General features: G+C 71.2%; 18 protein-coding genes, 1 pseudogene and 1 riboswitch. Of the genes and pseudogenes, 8 read left to right on the forward strand and 11 right to left on the reverse strand.

All coding sequences use genetic code 11. The annotated features are described in order from the left end of the window. Nucleotides 1-11 precede the first annotated feature (11 nt). The 3 genes from IE272_RS27365 (at nt 12) to IE272_RS27375 (ending at nt 1,286) form a co-directional block, all read left to right on the forward strand. Nucleotides 12-686 (forward strand): TetR/AcrR family transcriptional regulator, encoded by a 675-nt coding sequence (locus IE272_RS27365; RefSeq protein WP_190008495.1) that lies wholly within the window; start codon nt 12-14, stop codon nt 684-686. A gap of 131 nt (nt 687-817) precedes the next feature. Next, entirely contained in the window at nt 818-1,087 is a 270-nt protein-coding gene (locus IE272_RS27370) for a hypothetical protein (RefSeq protein WP_050362541.1), read from the forward strand. After that, nucleotides 1,080-1,286 (forward strand): hypothetical protein, encoded by a 207-nt coding sequence (locus IE272_RS27375; protein WP_050362540.1) that lies wholly within the window; start codon nt 1,080-1,082, stop codon nt 1,284-1,286. The genes IE272_RS27370 and IE272_RS27375 overlap by 8 nt, the downstream gene beginning before the upstream one ends. On the opposite strand, the gene IE272_RS27380 is transcribed toward IE272_RS27375, so the two are convergent. After that, nucleotides 1,253-2,203 (reverse strand): GlxA family transcriptional regulator, encoded by a 951-nt coding sequence (locus tag IE272_RS27380; protein WP_190008498.1) that lies wholly within the window; start codon nt 2,201-2,203, stop codon nt 1,253-1,255. The two genes, IE272_RS27375 and IE272_RS27380, sit on opposite strands and share 34 nt — an antisense overlap. A gap of 148 nt (nt 2,204-2,351) precedes the next feature. Here IE272_RS27380 and IE272_RS27385 point away from each other — a divergent pair, with 148 nt between their 5' ends. Next, complete coding sequence (locus IE272_RS27385) at nt 2,352-2,684, forward strand: cupin domain-containing protein (protein ID WP_050362538.1); 333 nt, start codon at nt 2,352-2,354, stop codon at nt 2,682-2,684. 5 nt (nt 2,685-2,689) lie between these two features. On the opposite strand, the gene IE272_RS27390 is transcribed toward IE272_RS27385, so the two are convergent. The 4 genes from IE272_RS27390 to IE272_RS27405 form a co-directional block, all read right to left on the reverse strand. Then, nucleotides 2,690-3,964, reverse strand: coding sequence for a mannosyltransferase family protein (locus IE272_RS27390; protein WP_190008500.1), 1,275 nt, complete (start codon nt 3,962-3,964; stop codon nt 2,690-2,692). A gap of 217 nt (nt 3,965-4,181) precedes the next feature. Then, nucleotides 4,182-4,673, reverse strand: coding sequence for a hypothetical protein (locus tag IE272_RS27395; RefSeq protein ID WP_190008502.1), 492 nt, complete (start codon nt 4,671-4,673; stop codon nt 4,182-4,184). Then, nucleotides 4,666-5,166 (reverse strand): SigE family RNA polymerase sigma factor, encoded by a 501-nt coding sequence (locus tag IE272_RS27400; protein WP_190008659.1) that lies wholly within the window; start codon nt 5,164-5,166, stop codon nt 4,666-4,668. Before IE272_RS27400 ends, IE272_RS27395 begins: the two co-directional genes overlap by 8 nt. Nucleotides 5,167-5,266: 100 nt before the next feature. After that, nucleotides 5,267-6,046: a hypothetical protein gene (locus IE272_RS27405; RefSeq protein WP_057664936.1), complete on the reverse strand. Its 780-nt coding sequence runs from the start codon at nt 6,044-6,046 to the stop codon at nt 5,267-5,269. Between the two features lie 345 nt (nt 6,047-6,391). Between IE272_RS27405 and IE272_RS27410 the strand changes: the two genes are divergently transcribed. Then, a complete protein-coding gene (locus tag IE272_RS27410) occupies nt 6,392-7,210 on the forward strand; it encodes a hypothetical protein (protein ID WP_098891157.1) in 819 nt (272 codons plus the stop codon). Nucleotides 7,211-7,266: 56 nt separating this feature from the next. Continuing rightward, nucleotides 7,267-7,854, forward strand: coding sequence for a Uma2 family endonuclease (locus IE272_RS27415; RefSeq protein ID WP_050362534.1), 588 nt, complete (start codon nt 7,267-7,269; stop codon nt 7,852-7,854). Between the two features lie 4 nt (nt 7,855-7,858). Here IE272_RS27415 and IE272_RS27420 read toward each other — a convergent pair. The 5 genes and pseudogenes from IE272_RS27420 to thrC form a co-directional block, all read right to left on the reverse strand. Beyond that, nucleotides 7,859-9,215: pseudogene (locus IE272_RS27420) on the reverse strand (ABC transporter ATP-binding protein). A 294-nt stretch (nt 9,216-9,509) separates the two neighbouring features. Next, nucleotides 9,510-11,132, reverse strand: coding sequence for a chaperonin GroEL (gene groL, locus IE272_RS27425; protein ID WP_003967345.1), 1,623 nt, complete (start codon nt 11,130-11,132; stop codon nt 9,510-9,512). A gap of 344 nt (nt 11,133-11,476) precedes the next feature. Then, the gene (locus tag IE272_RS27430) at nt 11,477-11,683 is read right to left on the reverse strand and encodes a cold-shock protein (protein WP_003967346.1); all 207 of its coding nucleotides are present in this window, start codon (nt 11,681-11,683) and stop codon (nt 11,477-11,479) included. A gap of 444 nt (nt 11,684-12,127) precedes the next feature. Further along, entirely contained in the window at nt 12,128-12,406 is a 279-nt protein-coding gene (locus IE272_RS27435; protein ID WP_018958809.1) for a MoaD/ThiS family protein, read from the reverse strand. 29 nt (nt 12,407-12,435) lie between these two features. Then, nucleotides 12,436-13,737 (reverse strand): threonine synthase, encoded by a 1,302-nt coding sequence (gene thrC / locus IE272_RS27440; RefSeq protein WP_073740705.1) that lies wholly within the window; start codon nt 13,735-13,737, stop codon nt 12,436-12,438. 19 nt (nt 13,738-13,756) lie between these two features. Continuing rightward, a riboswitch (SAM riboswitch) is annotated at nt 13,757-13,884 on the reverse strand. Nucleotides 13,885-14,037: 153 nt separating this feature from the next. Here thrC and IE272_RS27445 point away from each other — a divergent pair. Both IE272_RS27445 and IE272_RS27450 read left to right on the forward strand, forming a co-directional pair. Next, the gene (locus IE272_RS27445) at nt 14,038-14,988 is read left to right on the forward strand and encodes a glucosyl-3-phosphoglycerate synthase (RefSeq protein WP_050362579.1); all 951 of its coding nucleotides are present in this window, start codon (nt 14,038-14,040) and stop codon (nt 14,986-14,988) included. Nucleotides 14,989-15,118: 130 nt separating this feature from the next. Beyond that, nucleotides 15,119-16,525, forward strand: a complete 1,407-nt coding sequence (locus IE272_RS27450) for an alpha,alpha-trehalose-phosphate synthase (UDP-forming) (RefSeq protein ID WP_190008504.1) — start codon at nt 15,119-15,121, stop codon at nt 16,523-16,525. Between the two features lie 87 nt (nt 16,526-16,612). On the opposite strand, the gene otsB is transcribed toward IE272_RS27450, so the two are convergent. Next, complete coding sequence (gene otsB, locus IE272_RS27455) at nt 16,613-17,464, reverse strand: trehalose-phosphatase (protein ID WP_050362531.1); 852 nt, start codon at nt 17,462-17,464, stop codon at nt 16,613-16,615. Nucleotides 17,465-17,620: the final 156 nt, after the last annotated feature.

Raw genomic sequence — 17,620 nt, forward strand, 5'->3', positions numbered from 1 at the left:
AAGTGAGAGACATGCTGGCTCAGCCTTCTCACAACCCTCCACCGACCGGATCGGGCCCCGCCACCGACGCCCTCCGGGCGGACGCGCGGGAGAACCGGGAGCGCATCCTGCGGGCCGCCCGCGAGGCATACGCACGGCACGGCATCGACGTGCCGATCAGCGCCATCGCACGACGGGCAGGGGTCGGTGTCGCCACCCTCTACCGGCGCTTCCCCACCCGGGCCTCGCTGATCACCGAAGCGTTCTCCGAGCAGCTCGCCGAGTGCGCGGGCGTTCTGGACGAGGCGCTGGAGGACCCGGACTCCTGGCGCGGCTTCTGCACGGTGTTCCGGAAGATCTGCGCGATGCAGGCCGCCGACCGGGGCTTCACCCACGCCTTCCTGTCCCGCTTCCCGGGCGAGACGGCCTACGCCGGAGAACGCGACCGAGCGGAGGAAGGGCTCGCGCTGCTGGTGCGGCGGGCGAAGGCGGCAGGGGCGCTGCGCCCGGACTTCGACCCCTCCGACGTGGTGCTGGTGCTGCTGGCCAACAGCGGCGTGGCGAACGGCGCGGGCCCGGAGTCCGCCGCCGCGTCCCGCCGACTGGTCGGCTACCTGCTGGAATCGTTCCGGGCCACGCCCGGTGCCCGCCCTCTCCCGCCACCCGCGGGTCTGGAGCTGGACCGGCTCCATCAAGCACCGGAGTGAACATCCGTCCCCCGACAGAACGCCGGCGCCCCACAGGCTCACCCGAACAGGCCAAATAGCGTACTTGACACCGGGATTGACCGCGATGCCCCTGGTAGGTTGACCCCCACTCAGGAGGGGAGGGCGGCAGCATGGACAGACCCTGGGAAGCTGATCCTGAGACCGGCTTCACGAGACGCCTCGGAAAGTCGGCACTGGAGCTGGGCGCCACCAGCACCGGGCCCGAATGCCCGGATATCTGGGAGCTGGAGAACGGCGACATCGCTGTGATCGGCCGCGATCTCACCGACTCCCTGGGAACGCGCCTGCCGGACGGAGTCTCCATCAGCCCCGATGAGCGTCTCGTGGTCATTCCCCGCAGGATGCTCATCGCAGCGAAGGCGGACATCCCTGATGTTTGAGTGCTTCCGCGGCGGTGCCGGCGAGGTCCTCGCACGGGCCGACTACCTCGCTGATTTCAACCGGGTCCACAAGAGCGGCATCAGCCTGCTCGCCAAGATCGAGCGTGGCCAGACGTTCAAGGAGCAAGGCTCCCCCAGTTGGGAGGCGTTCGCCTCCGGGGACTGTCAGCTCGGCCCGGCCCGGAACGTCCGGCGGTAGGCGCCCGGCGTCGTGCCCAGGGCGTCGAGGAAGCGCCTGCGGAGGTTGGTGGCCGAGGAGAGCCCGACGCGGCGGGCAACAGTGTCCACCGGGAGTTCGGAGGATTCCAACAGCTCCCGGGCCGCGATGACCCGCTGTGCGAGCAGCCACCGTCCCGGGCTGGTGCCGAGCTGCTCGGTGAAGCGACGGGCCAGGGTCCGAGCGGAGCAACCGGCGTGCGCGGCCAGGTCCTCGACGGTCAGCGGTTCGTCGAGGCGGCCCGTCGCCCACTCGACGAGCGGCGCGAGCGAGCCGTCGATCTGGGAGGGATGGGGCGGTGCGGCGTACTGCAACTGACCGCCTTCGCGGTGCGGCGGCATCACCATGTTCCGGGAGACGTGAGCGGCGTACTCGGCGCCCTGATCGGCCCGTACGAGGTGCAGGCACAGATCGATCGCGGCCCCGGCGCCCGCACTCGTGGCGACGTCGCCGTGGTCCACGTACAGCACGTCCGGATCGAGGCGGACGGCCGGGAAACGCGCGGCGAACTCGTCCGCGAGCGCCCAATGCGTGGTCGCCGAGCGGCCGTCCAGCAGACCGGCGTGTGCCAGGGCGAAGGCTCCGGAGCAGATGCTGACCACGCGTGCGCCGCGCCCGTGCGCGCGGCGCAGGGCCCGTACGACGGCGGGCGACGGGGGTTCGTCGGTGGGCAGCCAGCCGGGGACGATCACGGTGTCCGCCCGGTCCAGGGCGTCGAGGCTCTCGGTGACGAGCATGTCGTATCCGGCGCGCGTGGCGACGGGGCCCGGGTTCTCGGTGCAGACGCCGAAGCTGTACCGGGTGGCCAGCTCCCGCCGCTCGATGCCGAACACCTCGGCGGCACAGGCGAGTTCGAAGGTCGACTGGGGCGCGTGGGCGAGTGCCGCTACACGGTGCATGGCAGGAAAGTACCGGAGAACGTCAATCGAGACACTGGGCGGGGCGTCGGCGGTCGACGAGGCTTGCCCCATGACGAATCAGAAGCCCCGAGAGGCACAGGCAGAGGGACAGGCACAGGCACAGAAGACATCGGCAGAAGACTCTTCGGTGCGGGCGAGCGGACAGCTGCCCGGCTATGTCTGGTCCGCCGCACACGACGCGCCGACGCAGGAACTCTTCCCCGGCATCCGTCTGCGCCCCCTGTGGAGCGGCGGGAACGGCGCGAAGGCCCAGTTGCTGGAAATGGATCCGCACACGTGCTGGGAGGGCATCGACGTCCACGAACCGGGGCCGGAGGAGGTCTTCGTGGTCTCCGGCGTCTTCAACGACGGCCAACGGGACTATCCCGCAGGCACGTTCATCCACGCTCCCGCCGGCTCGTCACACATCCCGCAGACGACGTCGGGCTGCACGCTCTTCGTCTTCTATCCCGAAGGCTGACGTACTCACCCCGCCCACCTCCCCGTCAGGAACGTCAGCGCGACGAGCGTCGTCACCGGTGCGGCCACGCTCAGGTACGCCGTCCTGAACCACGGCCGCCGCAGGCTCAGCGCCGCCAGGCCGATCCACAGCGGCCACCACAGCAGCGTCGCGCGCGGGATCGACGTGTACCAGTACGAGGTGCCCAGGGCCCAGAGGCTGAGGGCCACGTACAGCGCCTCGGGCCAGCGGCGGCGGTACAGGAGCACGGCCACCAGCGCGAGCCCCACCAGCATCGCCACGAGTTCCGCCTGGAACATCAGCGCGTAGCCGGTCGTCTGCGTGTGGCCGAACGCCCCGTTCCAGGTGTTCGCCCACGCCTCCCACGGGGTGTGGAACGTCCGGTACCAACCGCGTTCCTGCGCGTGCTTCCAGGCCATCCAGTCACCGGTGTACACGTGTAGGTACCAGCTGTACGCGGCCGGGGGCAGCGCCGGAAGCAGCGTCCAGCCCGCCGCTCGCCAACTCCGCCGGTCCCGCTTCTCCCGGGCGGTCAGCACGAAGAGCAGCGCGATGGCGGCGGCGAGGAACAGGCCGCTGACGCGCACCGTCGTCGCCAGCGCCGTCAGTACGGCGGCGAGCGCCCAGCGGTGCCGCACAGCGGCGAGCCAGGCGGGCAGGGCGAACGCGAGGAACAGTGCCTCCGTGTAGCCGACGGCCAGGAACACCGCGCAGGGCGAGAGCAGGAAGAGAGCGTTCGTACGGCGGCCCGCCGCGCCCTCCGGCAGGTACGCCCGCGCTATACGGGCCAGGGCCAGTACGGCCACCGCCCCGGCGACGAACGAGATCAGCAGCCCGGCCGCCGTCCAGTCGGGCACCACCGTGTGCACGACGCGGAGAAGGAAGGGGTAGCCGGGGAAGAACGCCTCCCGGTTGTCCCAGCCGCTCGTCCACGGACCCGCACCGGCGGGGAAGTAGCCGTCGCGCGCTATGTGGAGGTAGTGGTTCGCGTCCCACCGCTGGAAGGGCGCGAGGACGGGCGCCGTCTCCCGCGTACCGGGGCGGGCAGGGAACAGCCAGCGGGCGAAGTGGGCCGTGATCCACAGGGATATTCGGGTCAGGAGGTAGAGCCACAGCACGGCCCGGTCGGCAGGGGTCAGGCGGGCCGCCGCCCGGCGGAACCGGCCCGCCCGGGGCTCGGGCGGGGCCGCGATCCGGGGCGCGGGACGCTCGGACGCCCGGGGCTCGGGCGGTACGGGGCGGTCGGCAGGAGACCGCAGCCCGGGGGAAAGCGTGGACAACTCAGGCACCTTTCGGGCGCGCCTCGCGGAGCGGATACGTCGAGGCGTACGGGATCGCCCGGTGAAGTCGCCGGGAACGTAAGGGAAGGGGGAGGGGGAGGGAGGGAGATAGAGGGATCGGGGTGAGAGGGAGAGCGGGAAGCGGGCGGCAGCGGCAGCGGCAGCGGCAGCGGCAGCGTTGGGCACCGCGGCACCCGCACCGCACCGCCGGTCGGTATCAGGGCATCGACGTCGCCCCAACGGTCGTCGCCGACGGCGTGGACGTCGGCGGCGGTTGCGTCGTACTCGCTGCCGTCCCCGTACTCGTCGTACTCGTCCTCGTGGGCGCTCCGCCCGGTCCGGTGGACCGGCCCTCCGGCACCTCCGTCCCCGAGGCCCCCGCTCCCCCCGGCAGCGTGGTGCTCGGCGTCGGCGGCAGGGACGGCGACTGCTTCGGCAGCCGGTCCGACGGTACGGGCGACGGGTAGCTGGGCGACGGGCCCGTGGCCGGGGCGACCGGGTTCGGCCGCACCGGCAGCAGACCCACCGCCACCGCGCCGCCACCGCCGACCACCAGGCACACACCCACCGCGACCACGGCCATCCGGCGTCGCTGCGCGCGCATTCCGCGTCGCGTGATGCTCGACGCGTCGTCCGCGTCGGAGCGGGTCTGCCCGAACTCACCGGCTTCCCGGAACAGGGACCGCAACGGATCCCGCAGGTCAGACATCAGGAGCCTCCTCGATGCGGGGGTCCCGCAGACGGTGGGCGAGCGCCGCCCGTCCACGAACCAGATGCGTCTTGATGGTGCTGCCGGAAAGCCCGGTCTCCCCGGCGATCTGCTCGACCGTGAGGTCGCACATGTAGTGCAGGGTCAGCGTCCGCCGCTGCTGCGGGGGCAGTTCCCTGAGCGCGTCGACCAGGACCACATGGCCCGGGTCCGGCGGTTCCACGTGTCCGGGCGCGGCGCTCCCCCGGCTCCAGGCGTCCGCCGAACGCCGCCGGAAGCGCCAACGGCTCACCGCCAGCCGCCAGGCGACCGTACGGATCCACGCCTCGGGCTGCCCCTCGCGGTCCAGCCGGCCGCGCCGGACCCACGCCTTGACGAACGCTTCCTGCACGACGTCCTGCGCCTCCTGGAGGTCACCGGTCATCACGTACAGCTGGCCTGTGAGACGTGCGACCGCCTGGGCGTAGAACTCTTCGAACTCCTCGACGGTCAACAGTTGCTCCCGGATCTTTCGCTTCACCGGGTATACGCCCGCCGCAGGTCATCCGGTCGACACTACCCAGGAGGAATCGGGGGTGACGGTCGTCACAGCGTCACAGCGGTCGAAGGGCGCGGCGCAGCGCGACGACCGCGGCCGTCCGGACATCGTGCCCGTGCTGTTCCATCCAGGCGAGCCACGCGTCGATGTCGTCGTCCATGTCGGGCTCCTCGCCCTTCCCGGCGTCGGTCGTCCGCTGCCGCAGCCACACGAAAGCGCCCTCGCGCCGCTCCACCGCGTGAGGGGCCAGCTCGCCCACGGCCAGCACGAGTTGCTCCGCCGCCGACAGGTGGGGCTCGTTCTCGAACCGGGCCAGGAAGTGGCCGATGAGTTCGTCCGCCCGGTGGGTGGCCCGTGCGAGTACGGCGGCCACTCCGGCCCGGACGTCCTCGTCGCCTTCCACGTCGTCGGCGAGGAGCGGAAGCAGCGCGTCGACCGCTCGCTCCCAGGCGGCAGGCCAGGCGGCGGGGGCGGTGCTGGCGGTGCGGGCGTCGTTCCCGGCTCGGGCAAGAACGGCGAGCGTCTCCAGGATCTGCTTACGCACCATCACGGCCACGGCCGGGTCCCGGACGGCCTCGACGAGGAACGGAAGCACCTCGGGCGCCGCGAGCCGCACCGAACCGCCGTCGCCGCAACACGCGAAGTGAAGTGCGGCGTGGGCGTCGTCGGCCGTTCGCAGGTCGGGCGACCAGAGCCGCTCCAGCAGGTCCGGCCCGTACCGCCCGTCCGGCCCGGGGATGTAGGGGTCGACCACCTTCGTCCAGTCGACCTCCGTGGCGAACCTGGCCGTCAGCTCTGCACCCGTGCCCGCATCCGCGCCCTCCGTGTCCTTCATGCCGCCCCCCGTTCCGCCTCGGCCTCCCGAAGCTCAAGCCGTGAGTTCCGAGCCCTCTTAACAAGGATGGGGTGGATGGGTCAGTTGACCCACCCACCCTCCCTGACTGCGAAGTTGACAATTTGTGATCGAGTTGCGACACACGGTCGCCAGGCTCTAGCGTGCGGAGGACCTTGACCAAAAGAGTCGACCCCCGCCGGTGCTCCAACACCGACAGGGGTCTGACCACCGAAGATCGAACTACCTGGAAAGAAACCGATCCCCATGGCTGCCAGCCAGCTTAGTGATGCCCATCGCGCCCCGCGCGAGACCCCGCCCACGAGCCCCTCCGCGAACCCTCACCCTCTGGCCAACCCCGGCTACGGCAAGCGCTCCGCGCCCGGTGAACGCCCCCGCACCGAACGGGACTTCGCCCCCCTCCTCCCCCGCGACGCCGCCGTCGCCGCCTACATCGACCGGCTGCCCGACGGTTCCGACATCTCCGTGAAGACCCTGGCCAAGCACCTGCCGTACGGCCAGTGCGCCCTGCGCACGACCCTCAACCGGCTCCAGGACGCGGGGCACCTGCGGCGCGGCAGCGAGTGCGTGATGACCGACGAGGTCATGCTCTGGGTGACCCGCACCTTCTTCTCCCGCACCGCACGCGAGGACGACTGGTGGAACGCCTACACCCGTGGTGACGCCCCGCCCGACGCGCCCCAACGCCCCACCCGCTCGCGGGCGTTCATCCTGCTGGCGGCGCTCGGCCGGACCGCCCCCGCGCTGACGCTGTCCGCCGCCGACTGCGTACATCTGGAACCGCAGGTCAGCGAGTGGTTCGCGCGGGGTGCCACGGAGGCGGAGCTGCTGCACGCGCTCACCGGCGGGCTGCCGTCGCCCGTCCACTGCGCCGCCCGCCTCGTCGAACGGCGACTGCGCGACAAGCTGCCGCCCGAGCGGGTCCTGCCCGGCCCCCGTACGGTCCTGCGCACCCTGGAGTGCGGCGAGTGCGGGGCCCCCGGCACACCCGAAGCGCTGCTCGGCGGCCTCTGCCGGCCGTGCCGGGGGCCGTCCCCACAACCGCCGGTCGGCCCGCCGGGGGCCGTGCAGCCGCCGGGCGTACGCGACCGGATGAACGCGGTCCGGGCGGGCCTGACCCCCCGATCCGAGAGGACATACCGATGAGCGTGCAGCTCACCCACAGACCGGACAGGGCACGATGGAGGGGAGGAGGCGACGCCATGACCCCCAGCACCGCCGATCACGTCCCGCACGCTCAGCTGTCCGTCGAGGACTTCGAGCAGCTCGCCCGCACGTCCCCCGAGACCGTGACGCTTGAGCTCATCAACGGAAAGCTGGAGGTCAAGCCCGTGCCGGACGGGGACCACGACGAAATCATCATGTGGGTCGCGATGCAGTGCATGCGGCAGCAGCCGGAACTGCGCCTGTACCGCGAACGCGGCCTGCGGATCGGCGGATACCGCAACGGCCGCGCCCGCCCGGACGGCACCCTGGCCCACGCGGGCCGGTTCGCGGGTGACGGCGAGTGGTCGAGCCCGGACCGCATCCTCATGACCGTCGAGGTGACGTCGCACGACCACGACACCGACAGCCGTGATCGCACGGAGAAGCGTGACGGATACGCGGCGTCGAACATCCCGGTGTACCTCCTGATCGACCGCGAGTCGGGCACCCTCGTCGTCCACAGCGAGCCCGACAAGGGCCGCTACCGGCAGCAGCACTCGTACGACTACGGCGACGCCGTTCCCCTCCCCGGCCCCGTCGACATCACCCTGGACACCGAGGAGCTCAAGAACTACGCCCGCTGAAGCCTCACCGCGCGTCCGCCGCGAGCTGCGTCGTCGCCAACTCGCGGTACAGGTCGTCCCCGGCGATCAGCTCCTCGTGCGTGCCCGCCGTGCGGACCCGGCCGTCCTCCAGGACCACGATGCGGTCCGCGTGCCGGACGGTGGAGAGGCGGTGCGCGATGACCAGCACCGTGGTCTGCTCCGCCAGTTCGAGGATCACGTCGCGCAGCGCCTGCTCGTTGACCGCGTCCAGCTGCGAGGTCACCTCGTCGAGCAGCAGCAGGCGGGGGCGGCGCAACAGGGCCCGGGCGATGGCTATCCGCTGGCGTTCGCCGCCGGAGAGGGTGACGCCCCGGTGGCCCACCGCCGTGTCCAGGCCCTCCGGCAGCCGGGCGACCAGGGTGTCCAGGCGGGTCCGGGACACCGCCTCCGTCAGGGCCTTCTCCTCGGCGTCCGGGGCGGCGAAGACGAGGTTCTCCCGCAGCGTCCCGGCTCGCCTTGACCGTGCGGAACGCCTGGAGCACCCGGTCCAGTGCCGCGCCCATCGCGCCCACGGACTCCTGGGCGCGGAGCTGGGCCCGCTGGATGCGCGGCATCAGCAGGGAGGTCACGGCTCCGATGCCGACGATCACCACCAGCGTCACGCCGAGCAGCGTCAGGTCCATGTACGCCATGAAGCCGATCGTCCCCAGCAGCATCAGCACGCTGTTGAATGACTCGACCAGGCCGCTGGAGAGGACCGTCCGCAGGAGGGTCGTGTCGCTGGTGACCCGTGACTGGAGGTCGCCCGGGGTCAGCCGGTCCACCGCCGGGACCTTCAACCGCATGATGCGGCCCACGAGTTGGTCGCGTGCGCGGAGGACGACGCCTTCTCCCGTACGGGACATGAGATAGCGCCCGTACGCGGAGAGGCAGGCTCCGGCCAGCACGAGCACGGTCAGCGCGACGAGCGGTCCCGCGGGCGAGCGGTCCGCGGCGAACGCGTCGACCGCGTGCTTCGCCATCAGCGGCATCGCGAGCCCCGCCCCGGATCCGGCGAGCGAGAGCAGGCCCGCGCGGACGAGAACGCCCCGGTGCGGACGGACCCGGGAGAGGAGGAGCCGGAGCGGGGAAGGACCGCCCGCGCCCGCCTCGCCGGGCCCGCCATCGGGTTCTCCGGCGGCCTGCCCGGTGGGCTTCCGGGCGGACTGCCCACCGGGCAGGCCCGTGACCTGCTCTGCGGCTTGCCCTGCGGCTTGCCCACCTGCCTGCTGTACGACACGCCCCGCGGCCTGCCCACCAGCCTGCTCCACGGATGCGCCGGCCGACCGCTCCACAGTCCCCCTGCTCTCGCCCTCCCCCTCGCCCTCGTGTGCTTCCTTCGTTCCCGCCACCGCGCTCACCCGGACCCCCTCGTCTGCCGTCACCACCATCAAGGGACGCAGATCCGCCGGTTCCGCCTGCTCCCCGGCCGTACGCCCCCCGCCTGCACCCAAGCATGCGGGGCGAACGGCGGAGCCTCGGAGCCTCCCCGCACACCGCGGCGGCACAGGCGCGCAGGCCGGGCGGCACGCACCGGCCCGTCGGGAAACGCCACAGGGGCGGCACCTCCGTGAAGGAGGTACCGCCCCTGTGGGACGTGCGAGGAACTTCGATCAGCCGGAGGCACCCGGGAGGTCCCGGGACTCCGCGGCGGATCAGAAGTCCATGTCACCGCCCGGCATGCCGCCCGGAGCGGCCGCGCCGGCCTTCTCGGGCTTGTCGGCGATGACGGCCTCGGTGGTGAGGAAGAGCGCGGCGATGGACGCGGCGTTCTGCAGAGCGGAGCGCGTGACCTTCGCCGGGTCGAGAATGCCCTCGGCGATCATGTCGACGTACTCGCCGGTCGCGGCGTTGAGGCCGTGACCGATCGGCAGGTTGCGGACCTTCTCCACGACGACGCCACCCTCAAGACCACCGTTGACGGCGATCTGCTTGAGCGGGGCCTCCAGCGCGAGCTTCACGGCGTTGGCGCCGGTCGCCTCGTCACCCGTGAGGTCGAGCTTCTCGAAGACGGCCGAGGCCTGGAGCAGAGCCACGCCACCACCGGCGACGATGCCCTCCTCGACGGCGGCCTTGGCGTTGCGCACCGCGTCCTCGATGCGGTGCTTGCGCTCCTTGAGCTCCACCTCGGTGGCGGCGCCGGCCTTGATGACGGCCACGCCGCCGGCCAGCTTCGCCAGACGCTCCTGGAGCTTCTCGCGGTCGTAGTCCGAGTCGGAGTTCTCGATCTCGGCACGGATCTGGTTGACGCGACCCTGAACCTGGTCGCTGTCACCGGCACCGTCGACGATCGTGGTCTCGTCCTTGGTGATGACGACCTTGCGGGCACGGCCGAGCAGGTCCAGGCCGGCGTTCTCCAGCTTGAGACCGACCTCCTCGGAGATCACGGTGCCACCGGTGAGGATGGCGATGTCCGCGAGCATGGCCTTGCGGCGGTCGCCGAAGCCCGGAGCCTTGACGGCGACGGACTTGAACGTGCCCTTGATCTTGTTGACGACCAGGGTGGAGAGCGCCTCGCCCTCGACGTCCTCGGCGATGATCAGCAGGGGCTTGCCCGACTGCATGACCTTCTCCAGCAGCGGGATGAGGTCCTTGACGCTGCCGATCTTCGAGTTGACGATCAGGATGTACGGGTCGTCGAGCGACGCCTCCATACGCTCCATGTCGGTCGCGAAGTACGCCGAGATGTAGCCCTTGTCGAAGCGCATACCCTCGGTGAGCTCGAGCTCCAGACCGAAGGTCTGGGACTCCTCGACGGTGATGACGCCTTCCTTGCCGACCTTGTCCATCGCCTCGGCGATCTTGGCGCCGATCTCGGTGTCGGCGGCGGAGATGGAGGCGGTCGAAGCGATCTGCTCCTTGGTCTCCACGTCCTTGGCCTGCTCCAGCAGCGCGGCGGAGACGGCCTCGACGGCCTTCTCGATGCCCCGCTTGAGGGCCATCGGGTTGGCGCCTGCGGCGACGTTGCGCAGACCCTCGCGAACGAGAGCCTGAGCCAGAACGGTGGCGGTGGTCGTACCGTCGCCGGCGACGTCGTCCGTCTTCTTGGCGACCTCCTTGACCAGCTCCGCACCGATCTTCTCGTACGGGTCCTCGAGCTCGATCTCCTTGGCGATGGAAACACCATCGTTGGTGATCGTGGGCGCGCCCCACTTCTTCTCGAGGACGACGTTACGGCCCTTGGGGCCGAGGGTGACCTTGACGGCGTCGGCGAGCTGGTTCATCCCGCGCTCGAGACCGCGCCGTGCCTCCTCGTCGAACGCGATGATCTTGGCCATGTGAAGTGGTCCTCCCGGACAGGGGTGGATTTCTCCGGACCGAGAGGCGCCCGCGACGGACGGCCTGCGTGCGTGGTGGTTCCTTGCCCCACCGCGCCTGCGGGCCTCACCGGCCCGGTCCAAGTTTCTGTCACTCTCACCTGGAGAGTGCTAACGCCAATGATTAGCACTCGACCCCTGCGAGTGCAAGCGTCCCCCGTCGGATGTGGACAGCGGCGCGCATCGGATGTGGACAGCGGCGCGCCCCCCGGCCGGGCCGCCGGGACGCACGTAGGGCCCGGTCCCCTGATCCGGGGGCCGGGCCCTGCGTGCGTGAGTAGTGTCGTCGGACGACCGCGCCGAGCTCAGCCGACGGCGAGCTTGACCATGTCGGCCTGGGGCCCCTTCTGGCCCTGCGAGATCTCGAATTCAACTCGCTGACCCTCTTCGAGGGTGCGGTACCCGTCCATCTGGATCGCGCTGTAGTGGACGAAAACATCCGCACCACCGTCGACCGCGATGAAGCCGTACCCCTTCTCCGCGTTGAACCACTTGACGGTGCCCTGAGCCATGCCTAACTCCCCTATTACTGGCCCTTGCACGGGACCGCACTTCGCGGGCCCGGGTCGGAACTCACCCTCCGACAGGAGAGGGTGTGCGGCGCCGCAGCGCGTCGACCGCGGCCGAATGTATCCGCCCAACTGCCCTCTGCAACAGGTCAATCGGACGAGAATTCTGGGCACAGAAGAACACGCGAATATGCGGGTTTGGTGAAATTTGCGGGCAAGTCGGGCCAGGCAAAGGGAACTTATGCCGCAAGAGGTTCACGTACTTTGGCTGCTTCTTATCGGGGCCGGGCGCATTCTCATATGCGGGCGGCACGGGCAGCGGACGGGGCTTCCCCAACTGTACCGTGCTCAACCATACAGAATTGCCCCCTCCGCTTCTCTCGCGGAGGGGGCAACTGTGGTCACACAGAGGTGCGGTGGGGCCGCCGGGAAGCGGCCCCCGGCGGTTCAGCAGCCGCCGGCGACCGCGGGGATGATCGAGACGCCCGCGCCGTCCGGCGTGACCGCGTCCAGCCCGCCCTCGAAGCGCACGTCGTCGTCGTTGACGTACACGTTCACGAAGCGGCGCAGCTTGCCCTGGTCGTCCAGGACGCGGGCCGCGATGCCCGGGTGGTCCTTCTCCAGGGACTCGATGACCTCGGAGAGCTTGGCGCCCTCCGCCGGGACCTCGGCCTGGCCGCCCGTGTACGTGCGGAGGATGGTGGGGATGCGGACCTTGACGCTCATGGTGGGTGCCTTTCTGAAGTCTCGGGTGGTCAGCCGGCGACGAGGCCCGCGGCGCGGAACGCGTCCAGGCTCGGCTTGATGGTCGCCGTGGCCTGCGAGGTCGCGGAGACCGCGTCGAGCGTCTTGAGCCCGTCGCCGGTGTTCAGGACGACCGTGGTGAGCGCCGGGTCGATGACGCCCGCCTCGATGAGCTTCTTCGTCACGCCGAGCGTCACGCCGCCCGCCGTCTCGCCGAAGATGCCCTCGGTGCGCGCCAGCAGCTTGATCGCGTCGACGACCTGCTCGTCGGTCACGTCCTCCACCGCGCCACCGGTGCGGCGGGCGATGTCCAGGACGTACGGGCCGTCCGCCGGGTTGCCGATGGCCAGCGACTTGGCGATGGTGTTCGGCTTCTGCGGGCGCACCACGTCGTGGCCCGCCTTGAAGGCGGCGGAGACCGGGGAGCAGCCCTCGGCCTGGGCGCCGAAGATCTTGTACGGCCTGTCCTCGACGAGGCCGAGCTTGATCAGCTCCTGGAACCCCTTGTCGATCTTCGTGAGCTGGGAGCCGGACGCGATCGGGATGACGATCTGGTCGGGCAGCCGCCAGCCGAGCTGCTCGCAGATCTCGTACGCCAGCGTCTTGGAACCCTCGCCGTAGTACGGGCGCAGGTTGACGTTGACGAAGCCCCAGCCCTCGCCGAGCGGGTCGCCGATGAGCTCGGAGCAGAAGCGGTTGACGTCGTCGTAGTTGCCCTCGATGCCGACCAGCTCACCGCCGTACACCGCGGCCATGACGACCTTGCCCTGCTCCAGGTCGTGCGGGATGAACACGCAGGAGCGCAGGCCGGCCCGGGCGGCGGCGGCGCCGACGGCTCCGGCCAGGTTGCCCGTGGAGGAGCAGGAGAGGGTGGTGAAGCCGAAGGCGCGGGCGGCCTCGACGGCGATGGCGACGACGCGGTCCTTGAAGGAGTGCGTCGGGTTGCCGGAGTCGTCCTTCACGTACAGGCCGCCGGTGACGCCCAGCTCACGGGCGAGGTTGTCGGCCTGGACGAGCTTGGTGAAGCCGGGGTTGAGGTTGGGCTTCTCCGCGACGTCGGCGGGCACCGGCAGCAGCGGGGCGTAGCGCCAGATGTTGTCCGGGCCGGCCTCGATGCGCTTCCGCAGCTCCTCCGGGGAGCCGGTGGGCAGGTCGTAGGCCACTTCCAGCGGCCCGAAACAGGACGCACAGGCGAAAAGGGGGCCGAGCTCGAAACGCTCGCCGCACTCGCGGCAGGAAAGCGCCGCGGCGGGACCGAGATCGACGGCCGGGGCGGAAGAAGTGGTGTTACCTGCAACGGTCTGAACAGCCATGATGGCGGAGGTCCCTTTCTCCTCATCTTCCCTGCGACGCATTTCGCCGCAAGACGGAATTGGCACCTTCCCCACCGTGACCTCGCGGTCGGCAGGAGGGTTGCCGGGACTTCAACGGGCCGTTCCCTCAGTCCCTCTGGATGAGCTCTATGGCGCTGGATCTTCGATCCAGGCGTTTATCTGCGGTCCGACCCCGACATGCGACGGCCATCCGCGTTGTTCAAGACTGTAACCGAAGCACCGGACCGTTGAGATAGTCGTCCGAACCGCGAGATGGATCACACACAGGGAGTGCCGACCGTGCTCGAAGAGGTGGAACGCTGGCTGACCAGGCGTTCCTGGTCGTCCGGCGACCGCCCGCTGAACCGGCTCACCGACGCCCGGGACGCCGATCCGCACCGTACGTCCGTGAGCGTGGTGCTGCCCGCGCTGAACGAGGAGGCCACGGTCGGTGCGATCGTGGCGACGATCCGCCGGGAGCTGATGGAGAAGGTCCGGCTCGTCGACGAACTCGTGGTGATCGACTCCGGCTCCACCGACGCCACCGCCGCCGTGGCCCGGGCGGCGGGCGCCCGGGTGGTCCACCGGGACGCGATCCTGCCCCGGATTCCGGCCCTGCCGGGCAAGGGCGAGGTGCTGTGGCGGTCACTCCTGGTGACCAGCGGTGAGATCGTCTGCTTCGTGGACGCCGACCTCAGGGACTTCTCGGCGGACTTCGTCTCGGGCACGGTCGGGCCGCTGCTCACCGACCCGGGCGTCCAGTTCGTCAAGGCGATGTACGACCGCCCGCTCGGCGACGCCGCAGGTCAGGGCGGCCGGGTCACCGAGCTGGTGGCGCGCCCGCTGCTCAATCTGCACTGGCCCCAGCTGGCCGGGTTCGTGCAGCCCCTGGGCGGCGAGTACGCGGTGCGGCGGTCCCTGCTGGAGCGGCTGCCGTTCCCGGTCGGTTACGGAGTGGAGCTGGGGCTGCTGGTGGACGCGCTGCACACGGTGGGCCTGGACGCCCTGGGCCAGGTCGACGTCGGCGTACGCATCCACCGCCACCAGGACGGGCAGGCGCTGGGCCGGATGGCGGCGGCGATCTACCGCACGGCGCAGCTGCGGCTCTCCCGGGGCCATCTGGTGCGGCCCGCGCTGACCCAGTTCGAGCGCGGCGAGGACGGCTTCGTGCCCCGCACCCATGCGGTGGACACGGAGGAACGGCCGCCGATGCGGGAGATCGCGGAGTACGCGGAGCGCCACGCGGCCTGAGGGCGGCGGGCGGCCGGTGTGCGCCGTACGGCGTGCGGGGGCTGCGGGCGGCCGGTGCGCGCCGTACGGCGTGCGGGGCGGCGGTCCGGGAGGCGTTTGGGGGCTTCCCGAACGGGCTAGGTTCCGCTACATGGTCTCCGAGCACGCCGCACCCGCACCCGCACCCGCCTCCACCGCCCAGGTCCTCGTCGCGTCCAACCGCGGCCCGGTCTCGTACACGCTCGGTGAGGACGGGACGCTCGACGCCAAGCGCGGGGGCGGTGGCCTCGTCTCGGGGCTGAGCGCCGTCGACGACAAACTGTGGGTCTGCGCGGCCCTCGGCGACGGGGACCGCGAGGCGGTGCGACGCGGGGTCGGCGAGGCGGGCGTGCGGATGCTCGACATCGACGCCGAGGTCCACGCCGACGCGTACAACGGCATCGCCAACTCGGTGCTGTGGTTCGTCCACCATCTGCTCTACCAGACGCCCGTGGAACCGGTCTTCGACGCGGAGTTCCGCCGTCAGTGGGCCTCGTACGAGACGTACAACCGGGCCTTCGCCGAGGCGCTCGCCGAGGAGGCCGGCCCCGGGGCGTCGGTCCTCGTCCAGGACTACCACCTGGCCCTGGTCCCCGGCATGCTCCGTGAGCTGCGCCCGGACCTCAGGATCGGCCACTTCTCGCACACCCCATGGGCGCCCGTCGACTACTTCCGGCTGCTGCCCGACGACATCGCGGAGCAGTTGCTGCGCGGCATCCTCGGTGCGGACCGGGCCGCGTTCCTGACCCGGCGCTGGGCGGACGCGTTCATCGGCTGCTGCACGGAGATCCTCGGCGGCACCGGCCGGACCAGGATCGGGGTGCACGGCCTCGGGGCCGACGCGGACTTCCTGCGCCGGCGCTCGCACGAGGCGGACGTGGACGAGCGGATGGCGGCCCTGCGCGAGCAGGTGGGCGAGGGCCGGAAGACCATCGTCCGGGTGGACCGCACCGAGCTGTCCAAGAACATCGTGCGCGGCCTGCACGCGTACCGGGCCCTGCTGGACGCCCACCCCGAGTGGCGCGAGCGCGTCGTGCACATCGCCTTCGCCTACCCCTCCCGGCAGGACCTCGCCGTCTACCGGGACTACACGGCGGCGGTGCAGACCCTGGCCACGGAGATCAACGGGGCGTACGGCACGGAGAGTTGGACACCGGTCGTGCTCCACGTCAAGGACGACTTCGCACGCTCGCTGGCCGCGTACCGGCTGGCGGACGTGGCCCTGGTCAACCCGATCCGCGACGGGATGAACCTGGTCGCCAAGGAGGTCCCGGTCGTCTCCGACCGCGGCTGCGCGCTGGTGCTGTCGCGGGAGGCGGGGGCGTACGAGGAGCTGGGCGAGGACGCGATCGTGGTGAACCCGTACGACGTGACGGGCACGGCCGAGGCCCTGCACGAGGCGCTGACGATGAGCGGGGACGAGCGGTCCGGCCGCACGAAGCGGCTGGCCGAGGCGGCGACCGCGCTGCCGCCCCAGCAGTGGTTCCTGGACCAGCTGGAGGCACTGCGGCAGGAGTGAGGGCTCACGCGCCCGGCCCGATCGGCTGACGGGCCCGGCCTGATCCGGACGAAGGGCCCCAGAGGCTGTCCGCCGGGGCCCCGCCGCCTACAGCCGTTCGGCCAACGCCGCCAGGAACGCGACCACGGCGGCCGGGCCCGGCACCGACAGGTCCGCGCGCTCGGCCAGTTCGGGCACTTCGGCGCTGCCGCTGCACACCAGGAGGCCGGGGATGCCGTCCGGGCCCTCGGTCCGCAGCTTCTCCACCGCGGCGAACGCGGCGAGGTCCCCGAGGTCGTCGCCCGCGTAGATCACGGACTCGGCGTCCAGTTCCGCGACGAACGTGGCGAGCGCGACGCCCTTGTCCATGCCGGGCGGACGCAACTCCAGCACCAGGCGACCCGGTTCGACGATCAGCCCGTGTTTCGCGGCCAGCTCGCCGAGGGGGCCGCGCAGCGTCTCGAAGGCCGCCTGCGGGTCCTGGGCGCGCCGGGTGTGGACGGCGACGGCCTGCCCCTTCTCCTCGATCCAGGTGCCTCGCCAGGAGTCGAACTCGTGCAGCACACCCGGGAGTTCGGCCCGGACGGCGGCGACGCCGGGGTGCGGGGCGGGGGCGTTCACGGTGCCGGTCACGGCGTCCCAGCGTTCGGCGCCGTAGTGCCCGAGCACGACGAGGTGCTCAAGTCCGGGGACGCCCGCGAAGCCTCCGTAGCGCACCGCGACGCCCGCCGGGCGGCCGGTGATCACGGCGACGGCGGCGACCTTCGGCGCGAGCGCCGCGAGCGCGGCCACCGTGCCGGGGTGGGCGCGGGCCTGCTCGGGGTCCGGGACGATGTCGGCGAGCGTGCCGTCGAAGTCGAGGGCGACGACCGCGCGGTCGGGCCGGGCGAGAACGGCGTCGAGCCCCTCGCGGCCGGCCGGGGTGGTCGGGTTCGGCAGATGTGCGGAGTGGCTGCCCATGGGCCGAGCCTATGCCCTGAACGGGTTGATCACGAGCCTTGTGGACGCGTCGTCGGCTGCTCACGAGCGCCGGTGAGCAGCCGACGACGACTACTCCCGGGGCCGGTGAACAGCCGACGACGACTGATCCCGGGGCCGGTGAACAGCCGACGACGA

The sequence above is a fragment of the Streptomyces anulatus genome (assembly GCF_014650675.1).
GTDB lineage: Bacteria > Actinomycetota > Actinomycetes > Streptomycetales > Streptomycetaceae > Streptomyces > Streptomyces anulatus.